The 18285-nt window shown below is 60.5% G+C and carries 14 protein-coding genes and 1 pseudogene; 10 read left to right on the forward strand and 5 right to left on the reverse strand.

Going from position 1 to position 18285, the window contains the following annotated elements; all coding sequences use genetic code 11:
- The first annotated feature begins 334 nt into the window (after positions 1-334).
- The 3 genes from cobT (at position 335) to AC097L_RS20445 (ending at position 5330) form a co-directional block, all read left to right on the forward strand.
- On the forward strand, positions 335-1363 hold the full coding sequence (cobT, locus tag AC097L_RS20435; RefSeq protein WP_479588561.1) for a nicotinate-nucleotide--dimethylbenzimidazole phosphoribosyltransferase: 1029 nt from the start codon (positions 335-337) through the stop codon (positions 1361-1363).
- Between the two features lie 201 nt (positions 1364-1564).
- A complete protein-coding gene (locus AC097L_RS20440; protein WP_479588562.1) occupies positions 1565-3817 on the forward strand; it encodes a sensor domain-containing protein in 2253 nt (750 codons plus the stop codon).
- Positions 3747-5330 (forward strand): diguanylate cyclase, encoded by a 1584-nt coding sequence (locus AC097L_RS20445; protein ID WP_479588563.1) that lies wholly within the window; start codon positions 3747-3749, stop codon positions 5328-5330. Before AC097L_RS20440 ends, AC097L_RS20445 begins: the two co-directional genes overlap by 71 nt.
- Here AC097L_RS20445 and nth read toward each other — a convergent pair.
- Both nth and AC097L_RS20455 read right to left on the reverse strand, forming a co-directional pair.
- Positions 5300-5944 (reverse strand): endonuclease III, encoded by a 645-nt coding sequence (gene nth, locus AC097L_RS20450; RefSeq protein ID WP_479588564.1) that lies wholly within the window; start codon positions 5942-5944, stop codon positions 5300-5302. The two genes, AC097L_RS20445 and nth, sit on opposite strands and share 31 nt — an antisense overlap.
- A 19-nt stretch (positions 5945-5963) precedes the next feature.
- Positions 5964-6764: an HDOD domain-containing protein gene (locus AC097L_RS20455; RefSeq protein WP_479588565.1), complete on the reverse strand. Its 801-nt coding sequence runs from the start codon at positions 6762-6764 to the stop codon at positions 5964-5966.
- 180 nt (positions 6765-6944) lie between these two features.
- Between AC097L_RS20455 and AC097L_RS20460 the strand changes: the two genes are divergently transcribed.
- Positions 6945-8120: an aminotransferase-like domain-containing protein gene (locus AC097L_RS20460; protein WP_479588657.1), complete on the forward strand. Its 1176-nt coding sequence runs from the start codon at positions 6945-6947 to the stop codon at positions 8118-8120.
- A 100-nt stretch (positions 8121-8220) separates the two neighbouring features.
- Here AC097L_RS20460 and AC097L_RS20465 read toward each other — a convergent pair whose 3' ends face one another.
- Positions 8221-9501, reverse strand: coding sequence for an NRAMP family divalent metal transporter (locus AC097L_RS20465; protein ID WP_479588566.1), 1281 nt, complete (start codon positions 9499-9501; stop codon positions 8221-8223).
- 240 nt (positions 9502-9741) lie between these two features.
- Here AC097L_RS20465 and tnpA point away from each other — a divergent pair.
- Together tnpA and AC097L_RS20475 are read left to right on the forward strand one after the other, a co-directional pair.
- Positions 9742-10201: pseudogene (gene tnpA, locus AC097L_RS20470) on the forward strand (IS200/IS605 family transposase).
- Positions 10202-10374: 173 nt separating this feature from the next.
- On the forward strand, positions 10375-11091 hold the full coding sequence (locus AC097L_RS20475; protein WP_479588567.1) for a hypothetical protein: 717 nt from the start codon (positions 10375-10377) through the stop codon (positions 11089-11091).
- On the opposite strand, the gene AC097L_RS20480 is transcribed toward AC097L_RS20475, so the two are convergent.
- Together AC097L_RS20480 and AC097L_RS20485 are read right to left on the reverse strand one after the other, a co-directional pair.
- Positions 11080-11790: a tetratricopeptide repeat protein gene (locus AC097L_RS20480; RefSeq protein ID WP_479588568.1), complete on the reverse strand. Its 711-nt coding sequence runs from the start codon at positions 11788-11790 to the stop codon at positions 11080-11082. The two genes, AC097L_RS20475 and AC097L_RS20480, sit on opposite strands and share 12 nt — an antisense overlap.
- 124 nt (positions 11791-11914) lie before the next feature.
- Positions 11915-13111 (reverse strand): amino acid aminotransferase, encoded by a 1197-nt coding sequence (locus AC097L_RS20485; RefSeq protein ID WP_479588569.1) that lies wholly within the window; start codon positions 13109-13111, stop codon positions 11915-11917.
- Between the two features lie 203 nt (positions 13112-13314).
- Between AC097L_RS20485 and AC097L_RS20490 the strand changes: the two genes are divergently transcribed.
- The 4 genes from AC097L_RS20490 to AC097L_RS20505 all read left to right on the forward strand — a co-directional run bounded on the left by AC097L_RS20490 (position 13315) and on the right by AC097L_RS20505 (position 18273).
- Positions 13315-13980: an ion channel gene (locus AC097L_RS20490; RefSeq protein ID WP_479588570.1), complete on the forward strand. Its 666-nt coding sequence runs from the start codon at positions 13315-13317 to the stop codon at positions 13978-13980.
- Positions 13981-14101: 121 nt separating this feature from the next.
- Entirely contained in the window at positions 14102-16210 is a 2109-nt protein-coding gene (gene uvrB, locus AC097L_RS20495; RefSeq protein ID WP_479588571.1) for an excinuclease ABC subunit UvrB, read from the forward strand.
- 250 nt (positions 16211-16460) lie between these two features.
- Positions 16461-16997, forward strand: coding sequence for a Fe-S cluster assembly transcriptional regulator IscR (gene iscR, locus AC097L_RS20500; protein ID WP_479588572.1), 537 nt, complete (start codon positions 16461-16463; stop codon positions 16995-16997).
- A 58-nt stretch (positions 16998-17055) separates the two neighbouring features.
- On the forward strand, positions 17056-18273 hold the full coding sequence (locus tag AC097L_RS20505) for an IscS subfamily cysteine desulfurase (protein ID WP_479588573.1): 1218 nt from the start codon (positions 17056-17058) through the stop codon (positions 18271-18273).
- The last annotated feature ends 12 nt before the right edge of the window (positions 18274-18285 follow it).

An 18285-nucleotide genomic window follows, 5' to 3' on the forward strand; every position in this document is an offset into this window, starting at 1 on the left:
GTCTTGAAGGTGAAGGGTTCGTAGGTCGGGTCGATGGCGACTTTGAGGTCTTTGCCTTGCGCCAGGGCGGCAGCAGCGAGGGCGGTCAATGCGAAAGTCAGTAGGAGTTTTTTCATCAATATTTCCTGGTAATTCAGTTACAAAAAGTGAAGGCACATACACACCATAACCCATAAATTTTAGGTTCCAAAATGGTGCATTCTTGCTGGTGTTTGCCCTTAACAGCGCTGTTGCGGTGAACGCAATTCCCATACCAGCGGCGCTATTAGGCGCGGTAATGCCCGTTTTTTCATGTAATGTGCAGGACTTTTGTTGTGAACCACGAGCCCCTTGTATGACCTTGTCTGACCTGTCCAATCCCGCCCTGCGCCGAGCCCTGCAAACCAAACTGGACCAGAAAACCAAGCCCCTGGGTTCGCTGGGCGGTCTGGAAGCGCTGGCCCTGCAATTGGGCGAAATTCTGGGTACCGATGCGCCCCAATTGGTGCAGCCCCAGCTAGTGGTGTTTGCGGGCGACCACGGACTGGCGGCGCGTGGTGTGTCGGCCTACCCCAGCGATGTGACCTGGCAGATGGTGGAGAACTTTCTGGCCGGCGGCGCCTGCGTGAGCGTGTTGGCGCGCCAGCACGGGATTGCCCTGACGGTGGTGGACTGCGGCGTGCGCCACGATTTTGCGCCACGCCCCGGCTTCCTGGATTACAAGATCGCCTACGGCACCGCCGACTCCCTGAACGAAGCCGCCATGGGCGCGGCCGAATGCGAACGGGCCATCGCCCAGGGCCGCGCGATTGTCAAAAGCCTGCCGGGTAACGTGCTATTGCTGGGTGAAATGGGTATTGGCAATACTTCGGCGGCATCGCTCCTGATGGCGCGCCTGACCGGGCTGCCGATTGCCGACTGCACTGGCGTTGGCACCGGGCTGGACGATGCGGGTCTGCAGCGCAAAGTGGCGGTGCTGGCCCAGGTGCTGGAGCGCCATGCCGCTGTCCACGACCCGCTACATGCCTTGGAGGTGTTTGGTGGTTTCGAGATGGCCACCATGCTGGGTGCGGTGCTGCAGGCGGCCGAAGAGCGGCGGGTGGTGGTGGTGGATGGCTTCATCACCACGGCGGTGGTGATGGTGGCGCATGCGTTGCAGCCGCTGGTGCTGCAGCGCTGCGTGTTTGCCCACCGCTCAGGCGAGCATGGGCACAGCCGGATGCTGGACAACCTAGGTGCGCAGCCGCTACTGGATGTGGGACTGCGGCTGGGCGAGGGCTCGGGTGCGGCGCTGGCCTGGCCGCTGCTGCAATCGGCCTGCCTGGTGCTGGCCGAGATGGCCAGTTTTGCCTCTGCAGGTGTGTCGCAAAGCGGAGCCGTATAAGGCGATTTGCTATTGAATAAATAGCTAATAGCGTATATAAAATATACGCTGGATGCCGATTTTATGCCTAATTTTTCTTGCTGCAGACGGCGGTAGGCAGCGCTGCTGTATGAGGGTTTGCATGGTTAATGGCGCTCTAAACTTGTTCACTATTTCGCATGCTGGTTGGTAAACTGGATTGAATACTTCCACAATGCGACCATGCAAACCTCAAGCCTGCTTGCTGTTGTTGACCGGGAAGCCGACCCGCTAGGCGCAGGCCATGGCCGCACCCAGGAAAACCCCTTGTACCAGTTGCTGCAGGTGGTGAACCAGAGCGACAACGCCTTTATCGTGGGCGGGCCCGACACCCGTATCACCTTTGCCAATGCGGGCTTTACCAGCATGTTTGGCTATACCCTGGAAGAGGTACTGGGCCGCACCGTCAGCACCACCTTGTCTGGGCCCCATACCGACATGCAGGTAGTCGAACGCATCAAACAGCAGCTGCTGCTCCCCGGCGGGGGCCGTGCCGACATCTTGCTGTACACCAAGGCTGGGCGACCACTGTGGGTGTCTGTCGTGGCGAATCCTTTGTTCGATGCAGACGGCAAGTTCTCTGGTGTGGTGGGCGTGCTGACCGACATCACCCAGACCAAAATGCACGAGGTGCTGCAGTACAAGTTGCTGCATGCCATGGCCGAAGAGTGGCCGCTGCCGCAGTTGATGGACTTGGTGTGCCGCGAGGTAGAGCGTATTGCCCCTGAAGTGGTTGCTTCGATTTTGGCGGTGGATTGGCAAGGCCAGTTGCAGCCCTTGGCCGCACCCAGCCTGCCCATTGAGTTTTCCAACGCTATCACCGGTGCCTGCATCGGCCCGAATGTCGGTTCGTGCGGTGCGGCAGCCTGGCGTGGCGAGCCGGTGGCCGTGACCGACATCGCCAGTGACCCGCTTTGGGCTCCTTACAAACACCTGATCCTGCCTTATGGGCTCGTGGCCTGCTGGTCTAGCCCGATCAAGGCCCATGATGGTCGGGTGCTTGGCACCTTTGCGTTTTACTACCGCACCCAGCGCGGCCCCGATGCCCTGCACCAGCGGCTGATCGACGTCAGCCTGCACCTGTGCGCGCTGGCCATGGAACGGGAGGAGTCGCGTGCCCATATCCACCATCTGGCTTTTTATGATGCGCTTACCAGTCTGCCGAACCGAAAAATGCTGCGTACCAAGGCCGAGCGGGCGGTGGCCGAGTCGCAACGCGCACAGGAGCCGCTTGCCCTGTTATTTGTCAATATCGACCGCTTCAAGCATGTCAATGAAGAGCAGGGCCACGGCGCCGGCGATGCGCTGTTGAGCGAGATCGCCAACCGACTCAGCCAGGAGGTGCGGGGCCGCGATTTGGTAGGCCGCCAAGCGGGTGACGAGTTTGTGGCCGTACTTTCAGAGTGCAGTACCGAGCAAGCCGCTGCAGCGGCCGAGCGTTTGCTGGCCGCTATTGCCGCACCCCTGACATTGCCCTCTGGGGCAACCTTGCACCCCAACGCCAGCGTGGGTGTCGCCATGTTTCCCGAGGATGGACAAGACTTCGACACGCTGCTGCGCCAGGCCGATCTGGCCATGCACCAGGCCAAGCACGACGGGCGCGGCTGCCTGCGCTTCTTCAACGATGCCATGAACCGCCGCACGCTGGAACGGTTGTCGCTGGAGGCCGCACTGCGCGAGGCGCTGCGCCTGGGGCAGTTGCGCCTGCACTACCAGCCCCAGGTCAGCGGCCCGGCGGGTTCGGTGCTGTATGGCGTGGAGGCGCTGGCCCGATGGGACCATCCGCAATTGGGTGCCGTGTCACCGGCACAGTTCATTCCGCTAGCGGAAGAATGCGGGCTGATCGACGAGCTCACCCGTTGGGGTTTGGGCGAGGCTTGCCGCCAGATGGCCGACTGGCGCGCGCGCGGCGTGGCCGTGCCCCGGGTGGCGGTGAACGTGTCGGCCCGCAATTTTCAGAACCCCGGTCTCCCCGGTCTGGTGGCCGGGCTGCTGCGCCAGCACGGCCTGTGCCCGCAAGACCTTACGCTGGAGATGACCGAAAGCGTGGCCATGGACACCACCGAAGGCGTGTCCGCCACCATTGAGGCAGTGCAGGCCTTGGGTGTACACCTCTCGCTGGACGACTTTGGCACCGGCTATTCGTCGCTGGGCTACCTGCACCACCTGCCGATCCACGAGCTGAAGCTCGACAAAAGCTTCGTGCAAGATTTGGCCGAGAACGCCGTCGCCCAGGCCCTCACCAACACCGTGCTACGCATCGGTGATGGCTTGAACCTCACCGTGGTGGCCGAGGGCGTGGAAACCGAGGTGCAGGCCGACTTTCTGATTGCGCGCGGCTGCCCGGTGCTGCAAGGGTATTTGTATGCCCGCCCGCTCTCAGCCGATGGTCTGGAGCAGTGGTTGGCTGTGCGGCGTGTCCATAGTGAAGCCTGATCCTTCGCCGGAGGCATTGCAAAACCACCTGGGTTTCGCGCGCCGTAGCTATTTTTCGCGCATGGCCGGGCTGGCCCTGGGGTTCTTGATGAGCGGCGCAGTTTTTGTCCAGAATGGTGCGCCTGCGTGGGTGTGGATTGGCCCGGTGTTGCATTGTTTTGTGGGTCCCCATGTGGCGTGGTGGCTGGCACGCCGTGCAGCCAACCCGCGCGAGGCCGAGCGCCGCAATCTGTTGGCAGACCACTTTCTGGGTGGCATGTGGATGGTGCTGATGCAGTTCAACCTGTTGCCCAGCGTGCTGACGGTCAGCCTGCTGAGCATGGACTCCATGGCCGGGGGTGGCACGCGCTTAGTAGTGCGTGGTCTGGTCTGGCAGGCCTTGGGCGTGCTGCTGGGCGTGGCCTTGTTTGGGCTGCATGTCCAGCCAGATGCCGCCCGCTGGACTGTACTGGCCTGCCTGCCATTGCTGGTGTGCCAGCCTATTTTGATCAGCCATATCGCGCGCAAAGCCATCCACCGGCTAAAAAAACAAAGCTTGGCCCTGGAGCACCAAAGCCAGCACGACGGTTTGTCGGGCCTGTACAACCGTACCCATTGGGAGCAGCTGGTGCGCGCCGAGTTTGCGCGGTTTCGCCGCCAGGGCAAACCTGCCGTGCTGGTGATGGCCGATCTGGACCATTTCAAGCGTATCAACGACCTGCACGGCCACGCGGCAGGCGACCAGGCCATCTGCCGCTTTGCCGATGCCCTTAGTCGTGTGCTGCGGGAGACCGATGTTTGCGGCCGCTACGGTGGCGAAGAGTTTGGTGTGCTTTTGCCCATGACCTCGGCCCCTGCTGCCCGGGATGTACTGGACCGGCTGCGCCGCGATCTCTACGACCAGCCGCTGCTGGACAGCGTGCTCGTCACCGCCAGCTTTGGCGTGGCCGAGCTGACCGCCGACGTACCCAATGTGGAAGCCTGGTTGCGACTGGCCGATCAGATGCTGTACCGGGCCAAACACCGAGGCCGCGACTGCGTGGTAGTGCTGGGCGAAGATGTTGCTACCCAGCCAGGTGCGCTGGTGCCCATGTCTGTACGCACCAGCTACAGCACCCCGGCGGCGCTGACCGATCCGTTGCGGGTGGCACAGCTTCTGGCAGGTCTAGACATCGGCGAAGCGCCGTTTGCGTTGTTTGACCCATCCGACCGGCTTGCGGTGGCGAACCCGGCATTCATCAGTTTGTATGCTGTGCAACATGATACGGTCAGCTTTGCCGACATCGTCCGTTACAGCCATGCCCAGCAGGTCGGTCCGCGCATTGCCACCAATGACATCGAAGCCTGGCTGCGGGCTGCGGATGGCAAACGGCGTAGCCAGCCGCAGCGCAATTTTGTAGTGGATATGGTCGATGGGCGCTGGTTCCATTTGTTTGAAACCTCGTACAGCGACGGCTGGCTGATGGTGGTGATGTTTGAAACCCGTGCGCCCACCGTTGGCGTTCAGCCTGCTTCTGCCACCGTCTTGGGCTGAAAGTCGCAAAACTGCGCCACGCCGCACTGCCAGCACAGCGGCTTGCGGGCCTGGCAGACGTAGCGGCCATGCAGGATCAGCCAGTGGTGCGCGTCCACCATGTAGGCAGGCGGGATGCGTTTGAGCAAGCCTTTTTCCACCTCCAGCGGGGTTTTGCCCGGTGCCAGCCCGGTACGGTTGCCCAGGCGAAAAATATGTGTGTCCACCGCCATGGTGGGCTCGCCAAAAGCTACGTTTAGCACCACGTTGGCGGTCTTGCGGCCCACGCCAGGCAGCGCTTCCAGCGCCTCGCGGCTGCGCGGCACCCGGCCGCCATGCAGTTGCACCAGCATCTGGCAGGTTTGCAGCAGGTGCCGGGCCTTGCTGTGGTACAGACCTATGGTTTTGATATAGCCCTCCAGCCCGTCCAACCCCAGGTTCAGAATGGCCTGCGGTGTGTTGGCCACTGGAAATAGGCGGCGGGTGGCCTTGTTGACCCCCACGTCGGTGGCCTGGGCCGACAGCAGCACGGCGGTAAGCAGCTCGAACACACTGGTGTACTCCAGTTCGGTCACCGGCATGGGGTTGGCGGCCTGGAGAGTGGCAAAAAATCCGGCAATGGCGTCGCGTTTCATGCCGGGATTACACCCCAGATCAATTGACTTGGATGAACGAGTCGGGCAGGGGGAACTTGGTGCGCATCCACTCGGGGTTGAGTTGCAGTTTCTTCACCACTTCTTCGGGCAGCGCGTCCAGCATCTCGGGGCCACCGGGGGGCATATCGGCCAGCAGCATGGCCAGGTGGACGATGCCGCCCAAGCGGTTGAAGGGCTTGGCTTCCAGGGGCTCAGAACTGGTGTCCAGCGCCCGCACGATCTCGGCAGGAAAGTTCCAGCGGCGGGCCAGCTCGGCAGTAATCTGGCCTTCGCTGAAGCCGATCAGGCGTTGCTCGCGTTCCCAGCGCCCACCGGGCTGGTGCGGCAGTTTTTCAATCTCGGCCAGGCTGTCGGGCTGTACCTGGGCAATCATCAATTCGCCCAGCCGCACCATCATGCTGGCCAGCCAGGCTTCGCTGCCATCCAGCCCCAGGTGGGCGGCCAGCCACTGGGCGTAGCCTGCACTCACCATGCAGCTGCGCCAGAACTCGGCACGGCTCAGTCCATCGACTACCGGAAACGCATCGCCCATGGACGCTGCCAGGCCCAGTGTGCGCACCCGGCCCATGCCCACCAGGCTGATGGCATCGTCCAGCGAGCTGACGCTGCGGCTCAGGCCAAAACTGGCGCTGTTGGCCAGCCGCAAAAGCTTGGCCGTGAGCGTAGAGTCTTTGGCGATGATGGCTGCCACCTGCGGGCCGGTCGCATCGTCGTCGTTCAGCGTGCGAATCAGCGCATGCGCCACTTCGGACATGACGGGCAATTTGACCGTTTGAAAAAATACCGCGATGTCGGGCATATGGTGCGTCCTGTGTTTTAAATTGGAATTAATTGCTTACATCCGACCCTATTCTGAACGATTTATGGTTCGCTTTTGGGTATGTAAAGTCCGCATTGCGTCGGCGCAGAACCGCAGTGTGCCGATTGGCGACAATAGCGGCCCCAAAGCGAGTACATCCCCATGCCATTGCCTGTTTCCCTGCCGTTTGCCCAGCGCCTCCAAAACGTTGAAACCTCTGCCATCCGCGAACTTTTCAAGCTGCTGGGCACGCCCGGCATCATCAGCTTTGCGGGTGGTTTCCCCGACCCGGCGCTGTTCGATGTGGAAGGCATTGCTGCGTCCACCGCCGCCGTGCTGGCCACAAACCCCGGCCCGGTGCTGCAGTACGGTGCTACCGAGGGTTTCAACCCGCTGCGCGAGCAACTCAGCCGTTTCATGGCCCACAAAGGCGCGACAGTGGCCCCGGACGGCCTGATAGTCACCACCGGCAGCCAGCAGGCGCTGGACCTGGTGGGCAAAACCATGATCAACCCCGGCGACACGGTGATCGTGGAAGCGCCCACTTTTTTGGCCACCATCCAGTGCTTCCGCCTGTACGGCGCCAAGCTGATTGGCGCACCTATTGACGCGAACGGTGTGGACGTAGACGCGCTGGAAAAACTGATCGACCAATACAAGCCCAAACTGGTCTACCTGATTCCCACCTTCGGCAACCCCAGCGGGGCCACGCTGAGCCTGGAGCGGCGCAAACGCATCCTGGAAATTGCGGTGCGCACCCAGACGCTGATCGTCGAAGACGACCCCTACGGTGAGCTGTACTTTGACCAGCCGCCCCCGCCCAGCATGCTGGCCCTGAGCGACGGCGTGCCCGGTAGCCGCGAGTGGCTGGTGCACTGTGGTTCGATGAGCAAAATCTTGAGCCCCGGCCTGCGCGTGGGCTGGATGATCGCCCCGCCCGCACTGCTGGCCGTGGCCACCATGTGCAAGCAGTTCAGCGATGCCCACACCAGCAACCTGACCCAGGCCACCGCCGCCCACTACCTCACTCTGAACCGCCTGGACGGTGCCTTGGCCGTGGTGCGCACCACCTACGCCGAGCGCGCGCGGGTGATGGCTGCCAGCCTGCAACGCGAATTGGGTTCCGCCATTGCCTTCAACGCCCCACAAGGCGGCATGTTCTTTTGGGCCCGCCTGACCGAAGGGCGCGATGCCAGCGCTTTTGCCAAGCGCGCCATCGAGAAACTGGTGGCCTTTGTGCCCGGCGCGCCCTTCTTTGCGCACGACCCGGATGGGTCCACCCTGCGCCTGAGCTTCGCCACAGTGGGCGTGGACAAGATTGAAGAGGGCATTGCGCGGCTGGCGCAGGCTCTGTGAGCCGCTCTTCGCTTAGATTGAATTTATAGAAAAAATGGCTCCAGCGCAGTCTTTACCTATGCTGATAGCTATTTATTTGATAGCAATAGCGGAGCCAGGCCTACATGGTCAAAAACATGGCCACAACGGCTAAGGCCATCATCAGCGTGGCTAGCCAGCCGAGCAGCTTCAAGGGGGTTGAAATCGCAAATTTCCCCATAATTTCGGGCCGTACGGCCATCAGCATCATCACAAACATAATTGGAACGGAAATAACCCCATTGATCACTGCGCTCCAATACAGGGCTTTGATCGGGTCCATGGGCGTAAATCCAAGTGCGATGCCAATCACAGTGGATACCGCAATAATTGCGTAGAAGCGTTTGGCGTCCATTGGCGCACGTTCAAGGCTGTTTTTCCACTGGAATGCACCGGCCATGGCATAGGCGGAAGACCCGGCCAAAACGGGAATTGCCAGCAGCCCGGTGCCGATAATCCCTGCGCTGAATAGCAAGAAGGCGAAATCTCCGGCAATTGGGCGTAATGCGGTGGCGGCTTGTGCCGAGGTTTGGATATCGGTCACGCCATGCAGGTTCAAGGTGACTGCCGTAGTCAAGATAATAAAAAAAGCCACCAGATTCGAAAACCCCATGCCCATATAGGTATCAATTTTGATACGTCTTAAATTGGCGGCTGCCTGCTCTGGCGCGCTGATCAATGGCCGGGCCTCGGGGTTGGCCAACTGCTCCTCTACTTCCTGCGATGCCTGCCAAAAGAATAGATACGGGCTGATGGTGGTGCCAAACACCGCCACCACGGTAGTGACGTACTCGGGCTTCCAGGACATTTGGGGAAACACGGCTTTGGCAAATACCTGCATCCAAGGGGTATGCACGGCAAATGTCGTGGCCACGTAAGCCAATAAAGCCAGTGTCAGCCATTTCAAAATGCGTACATAGCGCCGGTATGGAATAAATACCTGCAGTAGCAAAGAGATAAGGCCAAAACCAATGGCGTATATTTGTGCTGGTCCACCAAAAATCAGTTTTAAGGCTTCGCCCATAGCCGAAACATCGGCGGCGATGTTAATCGTATTGGCAATCAACAATAGCCCCAACACGCTGTATAAAAGCCACGCAGGATAATACAGTCGGATATTGCTGGCCAAGCCATGGCCACTCACCCGGCCAATTCTGGCGCTGACGATTTGAATGCCCACCATCAAGGGGTAGGTAAATAAAACCGTCCACAGCATATTGAAGCCAAATTGCGCACCCGCTTGAGAATAAGTGGCAATGCCACTGGGGTCATCATCGGCTGCGCCTGTAATCAAGCCGGGCCCTAGTTTCTTCAACCATGAGTTTTCAGCTTTTGCTGTATTAGCCCGTGTGGATGGGTTCATTTGTGTACGTTTATCTATGAAAAATAGCTACCCGATTTTGCGACCTATTGAAGTGGTAGGGTGGAGAGATTCAAAAACTTTGCAAACTACACCAGGGTTTGCATTAATAGGGTAAATCCAATCGGTAATCTCCCGGCTATTCCGAGGTGACAGCAGAGGTTTGACGTATGCGTATGTATGGGATGTCCATCCTGGAAACTCTAATCGTGAGCCGCCAAGCAAACGAAAGGAGAAACCAAAATGGACGAGATAGAAAGCCTAAACCACACGAAATGGGAGTGCAAGTACCACGTGGTATCCATCCCAAAGGGAAGCCGCAAGGTGCTGTACGGCCAGCTACGGGAAGAACTCAAAGAGGTCTTCCGGGGGCTGGCGCGGCAAAAGGAGTGCTGGATAGAAGAAGGGCACTTGATGCCCGACCCACGTACACATGCTGATTGCGATCCTGCCCAAGCACGCGGTATCACAGGTAGTGGGGTATATCAAAGGAAAAAGCGACATCCATTTGGTGCGGACGTACGGAGAAAGCAGAAGAAACTTCACGGGCCAAAGTTTCTGGGCACGGGGGTACTTCGTATCCACGGTGGGGCGAGACCAAAAAGGGATCCGCCGCTACATCAGGAACCAGGAAAAGGAAGACGAGCGGTTGGCGCAGCTCGGATTGTGGAGATGGGAAGGTAGGTTGCCACCGAAGAGGTAGCGCAAAGAGCTGGGGCCGCGTTAGCGACCTCGTTTAGCCGCTTTGAGCGGCTCACCAATTGAAAACCCCCGGCTTTGCCGGGGGATGGTTATTGCAATCTAGGTGCCAGTCGGGCCGGGGGGGCGGGCATTGGCTATGCTGTGCGTTGTCAAAACCTGCCCCGCCTGCGCCCTATGCACCACATCACCTTCCGCTGCGACCCTGCGTTGATCGACCTCTTGCCGCGCCCAGTACCGGCCAAACAGACCTTACCCGGTTGGCTGCGGGCTATGCCGTCCAAGGCGTTCTCAGAGTTGCACGGACGCGACATCCGCACCGTCAAGCAGTGCCCGCCGTTTGTCGATGCCATGGGCCACGGCTTCATGGTGCTGCTGCCCTGCGATGTGCGGGTGGAGGGTGGCCGCTTTAGCTGGGACTGGGACTTGCCGCCGCTGGCGGTAGAAGCCCATCCGCGGGCACCGCTGAGCTTTCATGTCCCGGCGCAGCTGGCGGGCGCGCCGTTCCAGCAGGGCCAGGCCTCGGCCTTGAAGTTCAACAGCTTTTGGACCATTGAGCTGGAGCCGGGCTGGTCGCTGTTTGCCACCCATCCGGTGAACCGCGACGATCTGCCTTTTCGCCTGCTCACCGGCCTGGTGGATGCGGACCGGTTCAGCGATGCGGGCATCAACTTTCCCGCCATGTGGACCGCGCCGGATTTCAGCGGTGTACTGCCCAAAGGTACGCCCATCGCCCAGTGCTTTGCCGTGCCACGGGCCGCGCCCACGTTGGTGTTCGAGGCGTTTACGCCGGAGCGCACGGCCCGCTATGACGCGCTGGTGGGTGAGGTGCTGGCTACGCCGGGCATTTACCGCAAACGTTTTCGCGCCAAGCGCGGGGGCTCAGGCCAATAGTGCGCGCAGCGCGGCCAGATCCAGCCACAAGGCCCCGTGCGGGCTGGAGGTGAGGGCCTGGGCAATGCGGCCAAAAGTGTCGGGCCGCAAGCGGTAGGCCTGGCGGTAGGCCTGCATCGCGTCGGGCAGCTGGTCCAGCTCTTGCAGCGCGATACCCAGATTGACGGCGGCTTCGGCATGGCTGGGCTGGTGCTGCAATGCCGCTTGAAAAGCGGCCACCGCAGCGGGCAGGGCGCCCAGATCCTGCCGTACCACCCCCAACTGGAACCACGCGGCTGCATGCTGCGGATACGCTAGCACCAGGGCTTGCAGGACCTGGGCGGCGGCGGCCTGTTGGCCTTGCTCCAGCAACGTCAGCCCGTGTAAATAGGCTGGCTCAGCGCTGGCGGGGTGGCGCGCGGCAGCTTGTTCAAACAGGTGTGCCGCCCCGACCAGGTCGTCCCGTGCCCGGGCGATCTTGCCCGCCAGCAACAGGGCGGGCGGGTAGCCGGGCCGGGCCTGCAGGCTGTGCTGGATGTGGTGGTGGGCCGGTGCAGGCTGGCCGCTCTGCAGATGCAGCAGGGCCAATAACTGGTGGGCGGCGGGATCGTCCGGGCGTTGCCGCAGGATGTCGGCGCAGATGGCCATGGCGGCATCCGGCTGCTGGGCATTACAGGCGGCAATGGCGGCACCCATGGCCTGTTCGTAGGTGGGTTGCAAGGTGGCCTTAGAGTGGATTTATACGTAAAAATAGCTGCTAGCGCAGGTAGGATATGCGCTAGCAGCTATTTATTTAGGAGCAAGTAAAAATTCATGCCCCCTGAACCGTTTTACCCTTGGCGCTTTAGACCACTTTGGCGATGGACGCGCAGACGTAGTCGATGTTCTTGCTGTTCAGCGCGGCTACGCACATGCGGCCGGTATCCGTGCCGTACACGCCGAATTCTTCGCGCAGGCGCACCATCTGGTCCTTGCGCAGGCTGGAGTAGCTGAACATGCCGATCTGCTTCGTGATGAACGACATGTCTTGCTGTACACCGGCAGCCTTCAGGCCATCGACCAGCTTTTGGCGCATGGCCTTGATACGCACGCGCATTTCGCCCAGCTCGCCTTCCCACTGGGCGCGCAACTCGGGGGTGTTGAGCACCGTGGCCACCACGGTGGCACCGTGGATTTGCGGGTTGCTGTAATTGGTGCGGATGCAGATCTTGAGCTGGCTCAGCACGCGGCTGGCTTCTTCCTTCGACTCGCACAGCACCGTCAAGGCACCCACACGTTCGCCGTACAGGCTGAAGCTCTTGCTGAACGAGGTGGACACAAAAAAGCTCAGGCCGGCGGCCACAAACTTGCCGATGACCGCGCCGTCTTGCTCGATGCCGTAGCCAAAGCCCTGGTAGGCCATGTCTAGGAAAGGGGTGAGCTTGCGGGCCTTGACCACGTCGACCACCTGGTCCCACTGGGCGGCGGTGATGTCGTAACCCGTGGGGTTGTGGCAGCAGGCGTGCAAGACCACGATGGTGCCGGCCGCGGCAGCGTTCAGCGAGGCCAGCATGCCGGCGAAGTTCACGCCACGGGCGGCCGCATCGTAGTAGGCGTAGCTTTCCACTTCGAAACCGGCGTTCTGGAACAGCGCACGGTGGTTTTCCCAGCTCGGGTCGCTGATCATGACCTTGGCGTTGGGGCTGAGCTTCTTCAGGAAGTCAGCACCAATCTTCAGGCCGCCGGTGCCGCCAATGCCTTGCACGGTGACCGCACGGCCCGAGGTGACGGGCTCGGACTCGGCACCAAACACCAGGCCCTTGACCGCAGAGTCGTACGCCGCCACGCCGTCGATCGGTAGGTAGCCACGGGGCTTGGGCGCATCGGTCATTTGCTTTTCTACGGTTTGCACGCAGGCCAGCAAGGGTAGTTTGCCGTTGTCGTCGAAGTACACGCCCACGCCCAGGTTGACCTTGTTGGGGTTGGAGTCGGCATTGAATTGCTCGTTCAGGCCCAGAATCGGGTCGCGCGGTGCCATTTCGACGGCGGTAAACAGTGACATGGAAAAATCCTTTGGAGGTTGTCAATAGCGGCTTGCCCGCGTCCACGGGCAGCTTCGAATTTTAGCTGCCGTGGCGCGCGGCCCGGCAGGCCATTCGGTTGGATACTACGGTTTTAATAGCTGCCAGCGTAGGTTCTATATACGCTAGAGGCCAATTTGGTATGTATTTTTAGGGTGCTTGCGCGGTGCGGGAGAATCTGCCCATGCGCTACCTCCGCCTTTACGCCCAAACCCGCCGCCACCCGTCCGCCATTTTGCTGCTGGTGCAGCTGCTGGGGCTGGTGCTGTACCCGTTTATCGAGAACACCGACGCGGGCCGCATTGGTTTTGGCGCGTTTGGCATTGTGGTGCTGGCCATTACTACCCGCATGGTGCGCAGCACGCCGGGGCTGGCCTGGGTCAGCGTATGCATCGCGCTGCCGTCGATTGTGCTGCTGGCGCTGCAAGCTCTATACGGCATGCCGCACCTGCTGCCCTGGTCGGCCGGACTGGAGGCGGTGTTTTATTTCTACGCGGCTTTCAGCCTCATCGCTTACATGCTGGAAGACCACCGCGCCACCACCGACGAGCTATTTGCGGCAGGCGCCACCTTCACCCTGCTGGCCTGGGCGTTTACCTACTTGTTTGTGCTGGCCCAGGCGCTGCAGCCGGGCTGCTTTACTGCTGCGGTGAACGCCGACCAGCCGCGCACCTGGACGGAGCTGATGTTTTTGAGCTTTGCACTGCTGTCCAGCACCGGCATTGGCGACGTGATTCCCATCACCCCGCATGCGCGCTCGTTGGCCAGCCTGGAGATGTTTACCGGGGTCATCTATCTGGCCGCTGTGGTGTCGCGTTTGATTGGTTTAACCCTGCAGCCGCGCAAGTAAGCCTGTATTCCTATACAGTACACGGCTCACGCAGAGCCCCATGTGCGCCCTTAGGGCGACACAGGGGGCGCTGCGTAAGTCCTTAAGTATTTGGTTTTCCGTCGCTCTGGAAGCTTTGCCCATGACCGAAATCGTCTCTCTGTACCCTTCCACCTCGCCCGAGCAGCCCGAGGGCGAGTTCGTCAGCTTCCCTGGCTCGCCGTTCGAGCTGTTCATGCCGTACCCGCCCGCAGGCGACCAGCCCGAGGCCATTCGGCAACTGGTAGAAGGTGTGGGCGATGGCGAGGTGTTCCAGACCCTGCTGGGCGTGACCGGCTCCGGCAAAACCTTCACCATGGCCAACGTGATTGCCCGGCTGGGCCGCCCGGCCATCATTTTTGCGCCCAACAAAACCCTGGCGGCACAGCTCTACAGCGAGTTCCGCGAGTTCTTCCCCAAGAATGCGGTGGAGTATTTCGTCAGCTACTACGACTACTACCAGCCCGAGGCCTATGTGCCGCAGCGCGACCTGTTCATTGAGAAAGACAGCGCCATCAACGAGCACATCGAGCAGATGCGCCTGAGCTGCACCAAGAGCGTGCTGGAGCGGCGCGACGTCATCATCGTGGCCACGGTATCCGCCATCTACGGTATCGGCCAGCCCGAGGCCTACCACCAGATGGTGATGACGCTGCGCCACGGCGACAAGATGGGCCAGCGCGACGTGATTGCCCAGCTCATCCGCATGCAGTACCAGCGCAATGACATGGAATTCAGCCGTGGCAAGTTCCGAGTGCGCGGCGACACGATTGACGTGTTTCCGGCCGAGCATTCCGAGCTGGCCATCCGCATCGAGCTGTTTGACGACGAGATCGACAGCCTGCAGCTGTTTGACCCGCTCACGGGCCGCATCCGCCAAAAGATTCCGCGCTTCACCGTCTACCCCAGCAGCCACTACGTGACCCCGCGCGACAAGGTGCTGGCCGCCGTGGAAACCATCAAGATGGAGCTGAGCGACCGGCTCAAAGAACTGGTCGGCATGGGCAAGCTGGTGGAGGCGCAGCGGCTGGAGCAACGCACCCGGTTTGATCTGGAAATGCTCACCGAGATCGGCCACTGCAAGGGCATCGAAAACTACACCCGCCACCTCAGCGCCGCGCTGCCGGGCATGCCGCCGTCTACGTTGACGGACTACCTGCCCAAAGACGCGCTGATGTTTCTGGACGAAAGCCACATCCTCATAGGCCAGTTTGGCGGCATGTACAACGGCGATAGGGCGCGCAAAACTACGCTGGTGGAGTATGGCTTTCGCCTGCCCAGTGCGCTGGACAACCGGCCCCTGAAGTTCGAAGAATTCGAGACCAAGATGCGCCAGGCGGTCTTCGTTTCGGCCACGCCCGGCAACTGGGAGAAAGAACACACCGGCCAGGTGGTGGAGCAACTGGTGCGCCCCACCGGCCTGGTCGATCCGCAGGTGGAAGTGCGCCCCGCCACCCACCAGGTGGACGATGTGCTGCAAGAAATCCGCATCCGCGTCGAAAAAAGCGAGCGCGTCTTCATCACCACACTCACCAAGCGCATGGCCGAGCAATTGACCGACTACCTGACTGAAAACGGCGTGAAAGTGCGTTACCTGCACAGCGATGTGGACACGGTGGAGCGGGTAGAAATATTGCGCGACCTGCGCCTGGGCACCTTTGACGTGCTGGTCGGTATCAACCTGCTGCGGGAGGGACTGGACGTGCCCGAGGTCTCGCTGGTGGCGATTCTGGATGCCGACAAAGAAGGCTTCTTGCGCTCCGAGCGTTCGCTGATCCAGACCATTGGCCGCGCTGCCCGCAACCTGAATGGCCGGGCCATTCTGTACGCCGACAAGGTCACTGAATCGATGCGCAAGGCCATCGACGAGACCGAGCGCCGCCGCACCAAGCAAATCGCCCACAACCTGGAGCAGGGCATCACCCCGCGCAGCATCGTCAAGCAGGTGAAAGACCTGATCGACGGCGTGTACAGCGAAAAATCAGGCCGCGAAGCCGAAAAGCTGGCGCAAGACGCCATCCAACGCGCCAAAGTGGAAGACATGGGCGAAAAAGACATCGCCCGCGAAATCAAACGGCTGGAAAAGCTGATGCTGGAGCACGCCCGCAACCTCGAGTTCGAAAAAGCCGCCCGCGTTCGCGACCAGTTGGCGGTGCTCAAAACCCAGGCTTTTGGGGCATCGGGCCACGACAATATTGCCGTGGGAAACTAATCGTTCTAAAATAAGACCGATCAGTATGCTTACCCGACGAATTCGATAGGCTTCTCTGCTATAATTAGTTCTGACAATAAAAAACCAGAAGTTGAGGGTGGCTACCGTGATTTACACACGGAAGCACGCTGGAGGAAGCGGATCTAAGACTGTCTTAACGCAGTTTTAGTTCCATGTGTAACCCCAGTACTGCCTACAAGAGGCGCGCGGCCACCGTGCGCCCCATGGCCCACTAAAACAGGAGCTTGCGATGCGACTCACCACTAAAGGCCGTTTTGCGGTCACCGCCATGATTGATCTGGCCCTGCGCCAGAACAACGGCCCCGTCACGCTTGCGGCCATCAGCCAACGGCAACAAATCTCTCTCTCGTACCTGGAGCAACTGTTCGGCAAACTGCGCCGCCACGAGCTGGTCGAATCCACCCGTGGCCCCGGCGGCGGTTACACACTAGGCCGTAAAGCCACTGATATCACCGTGGCCGACATCATCGTCTCGGTCGATGAGCCGATGGATGCTACCCAGTGCGGCGGCAAAGAAAACTGTCTGGGCGAAGCCGGCCGTTGCATGACGCACGACCTGTGGGCCTCGCTGAACACCCGCATGGTCGAGTTTCTGGACTCGGTGAGCCTGCAAAAGCTGGTGGACGAGCAGCTCGCCAAGGGCGTGCAGATCGAAAGCAAGCCCATGGTCAAGCGCGCCATCTCCAGCATGCCTGTGGTCAAGCCCATACGTATTACCGGGCCGAATTCGGTGTTCGCCCTTGGCAATGTCTTTGCCAAGTCGTAATCCCTTAACCGCGCTTTTTAAAAGCCAGCCTTCACCCCAAGTTTCCGAGAGCTAGCCAATGGACACCCCACACTTCCCCATCTACATGGACTACAGCGCCACCAACCCCTGCGACGAGCGGGTGGTGGATGCCATGATTCCCTGGTTGCGCGAGCACTTCGGCAACCCCGCGTCGCGCAGCCATGCATGGGGCTGGGAGGCCGAAGCGGCGGTGGAAAAAGCCCGCGAACAGGTGGCGGCATTGATCGGTGCCGACCCGCGCGAAATCGTCTGGACCTCGGGTGCTACCGAGTCCAACAACCTGGCCCTCAAGGGTGCGGCGCATTTCTACAAGACCAAGGGCAAACATATCATCACGGTCAAGACCGAGCATAAAGCCGTGCTCGACACCTGCCGTGAGCTGGAGCGTCAGGGTTTTGAAGTCACTTACCTGGATGTGCAGGCCGATGGCCTGGTCGATCTGGAAGCTTTCAAGGCCGCCATCCGCCCCGACACCATTCTGGCAAGCGTGATGTTCGTAAATAACGAAATCGGCGTGATCCAGGACATCGCCGCCATCGGTGCCATCTGCCGCGAAAAGGGCGTGATTTTCCACTCCGATGCCGCGCAAGCCACGGGCCGCGTCGAATTCGATTTATCGATAATGCCTGTCGATTTGATGAGCTTGACCTCGCACAAAACCTACGGTCCAAAAGGCATCGGTGCGCTCTTCGTGCGCCGCAAGCCGCGCATCCGCCTGGAAGCGCAAATGCACGGCGGTGGCCATGAGCGCGGCATGCGTTCCGGCACACTGCCCACGCACCAGATCGTCGGCATGGGCGAGGCCTACCGCATTGCCAAGGAAGAAATGGCCCTGGAAAACGTCCGTATCCAAGCCTTGCACGACCGCATGTTGGCCGGTTTGAAAGACGTGGAGCAGGTGTTCATTAACGGTCACGAAACGCAACGTGTGCCACACAACCTGAACATGAGCTTTAACTACGTCGAAGGCGAGTCTTTGATCATGGGTATCAAGGGATTGGCGGTTTCCAGCGGTTCGGCGTGCACATCCGCCAGCCTGGAACCCAGTTACGTGTTGCGCGCCCTGGGCCGCAGCGATGAGCTGGCCCACAGCAGCCTGCGCATGACTATTGGCCGCTGGACCACCGAAGCCGACATCGACTACGCGGTCGATACCATCAAGGTCAACGTGGCCAAGCTGCGCGACCTGAGCCCTTTGTGGGAAATGTACCAAGATGGTATTGATATCAGCACCATCCAATGGTCCGCACATTGATTTGAATTGAAG

The sequence above is a fragment of the Rhodoferax sp. RT5P35 genome (assembly GCF_056521385.1).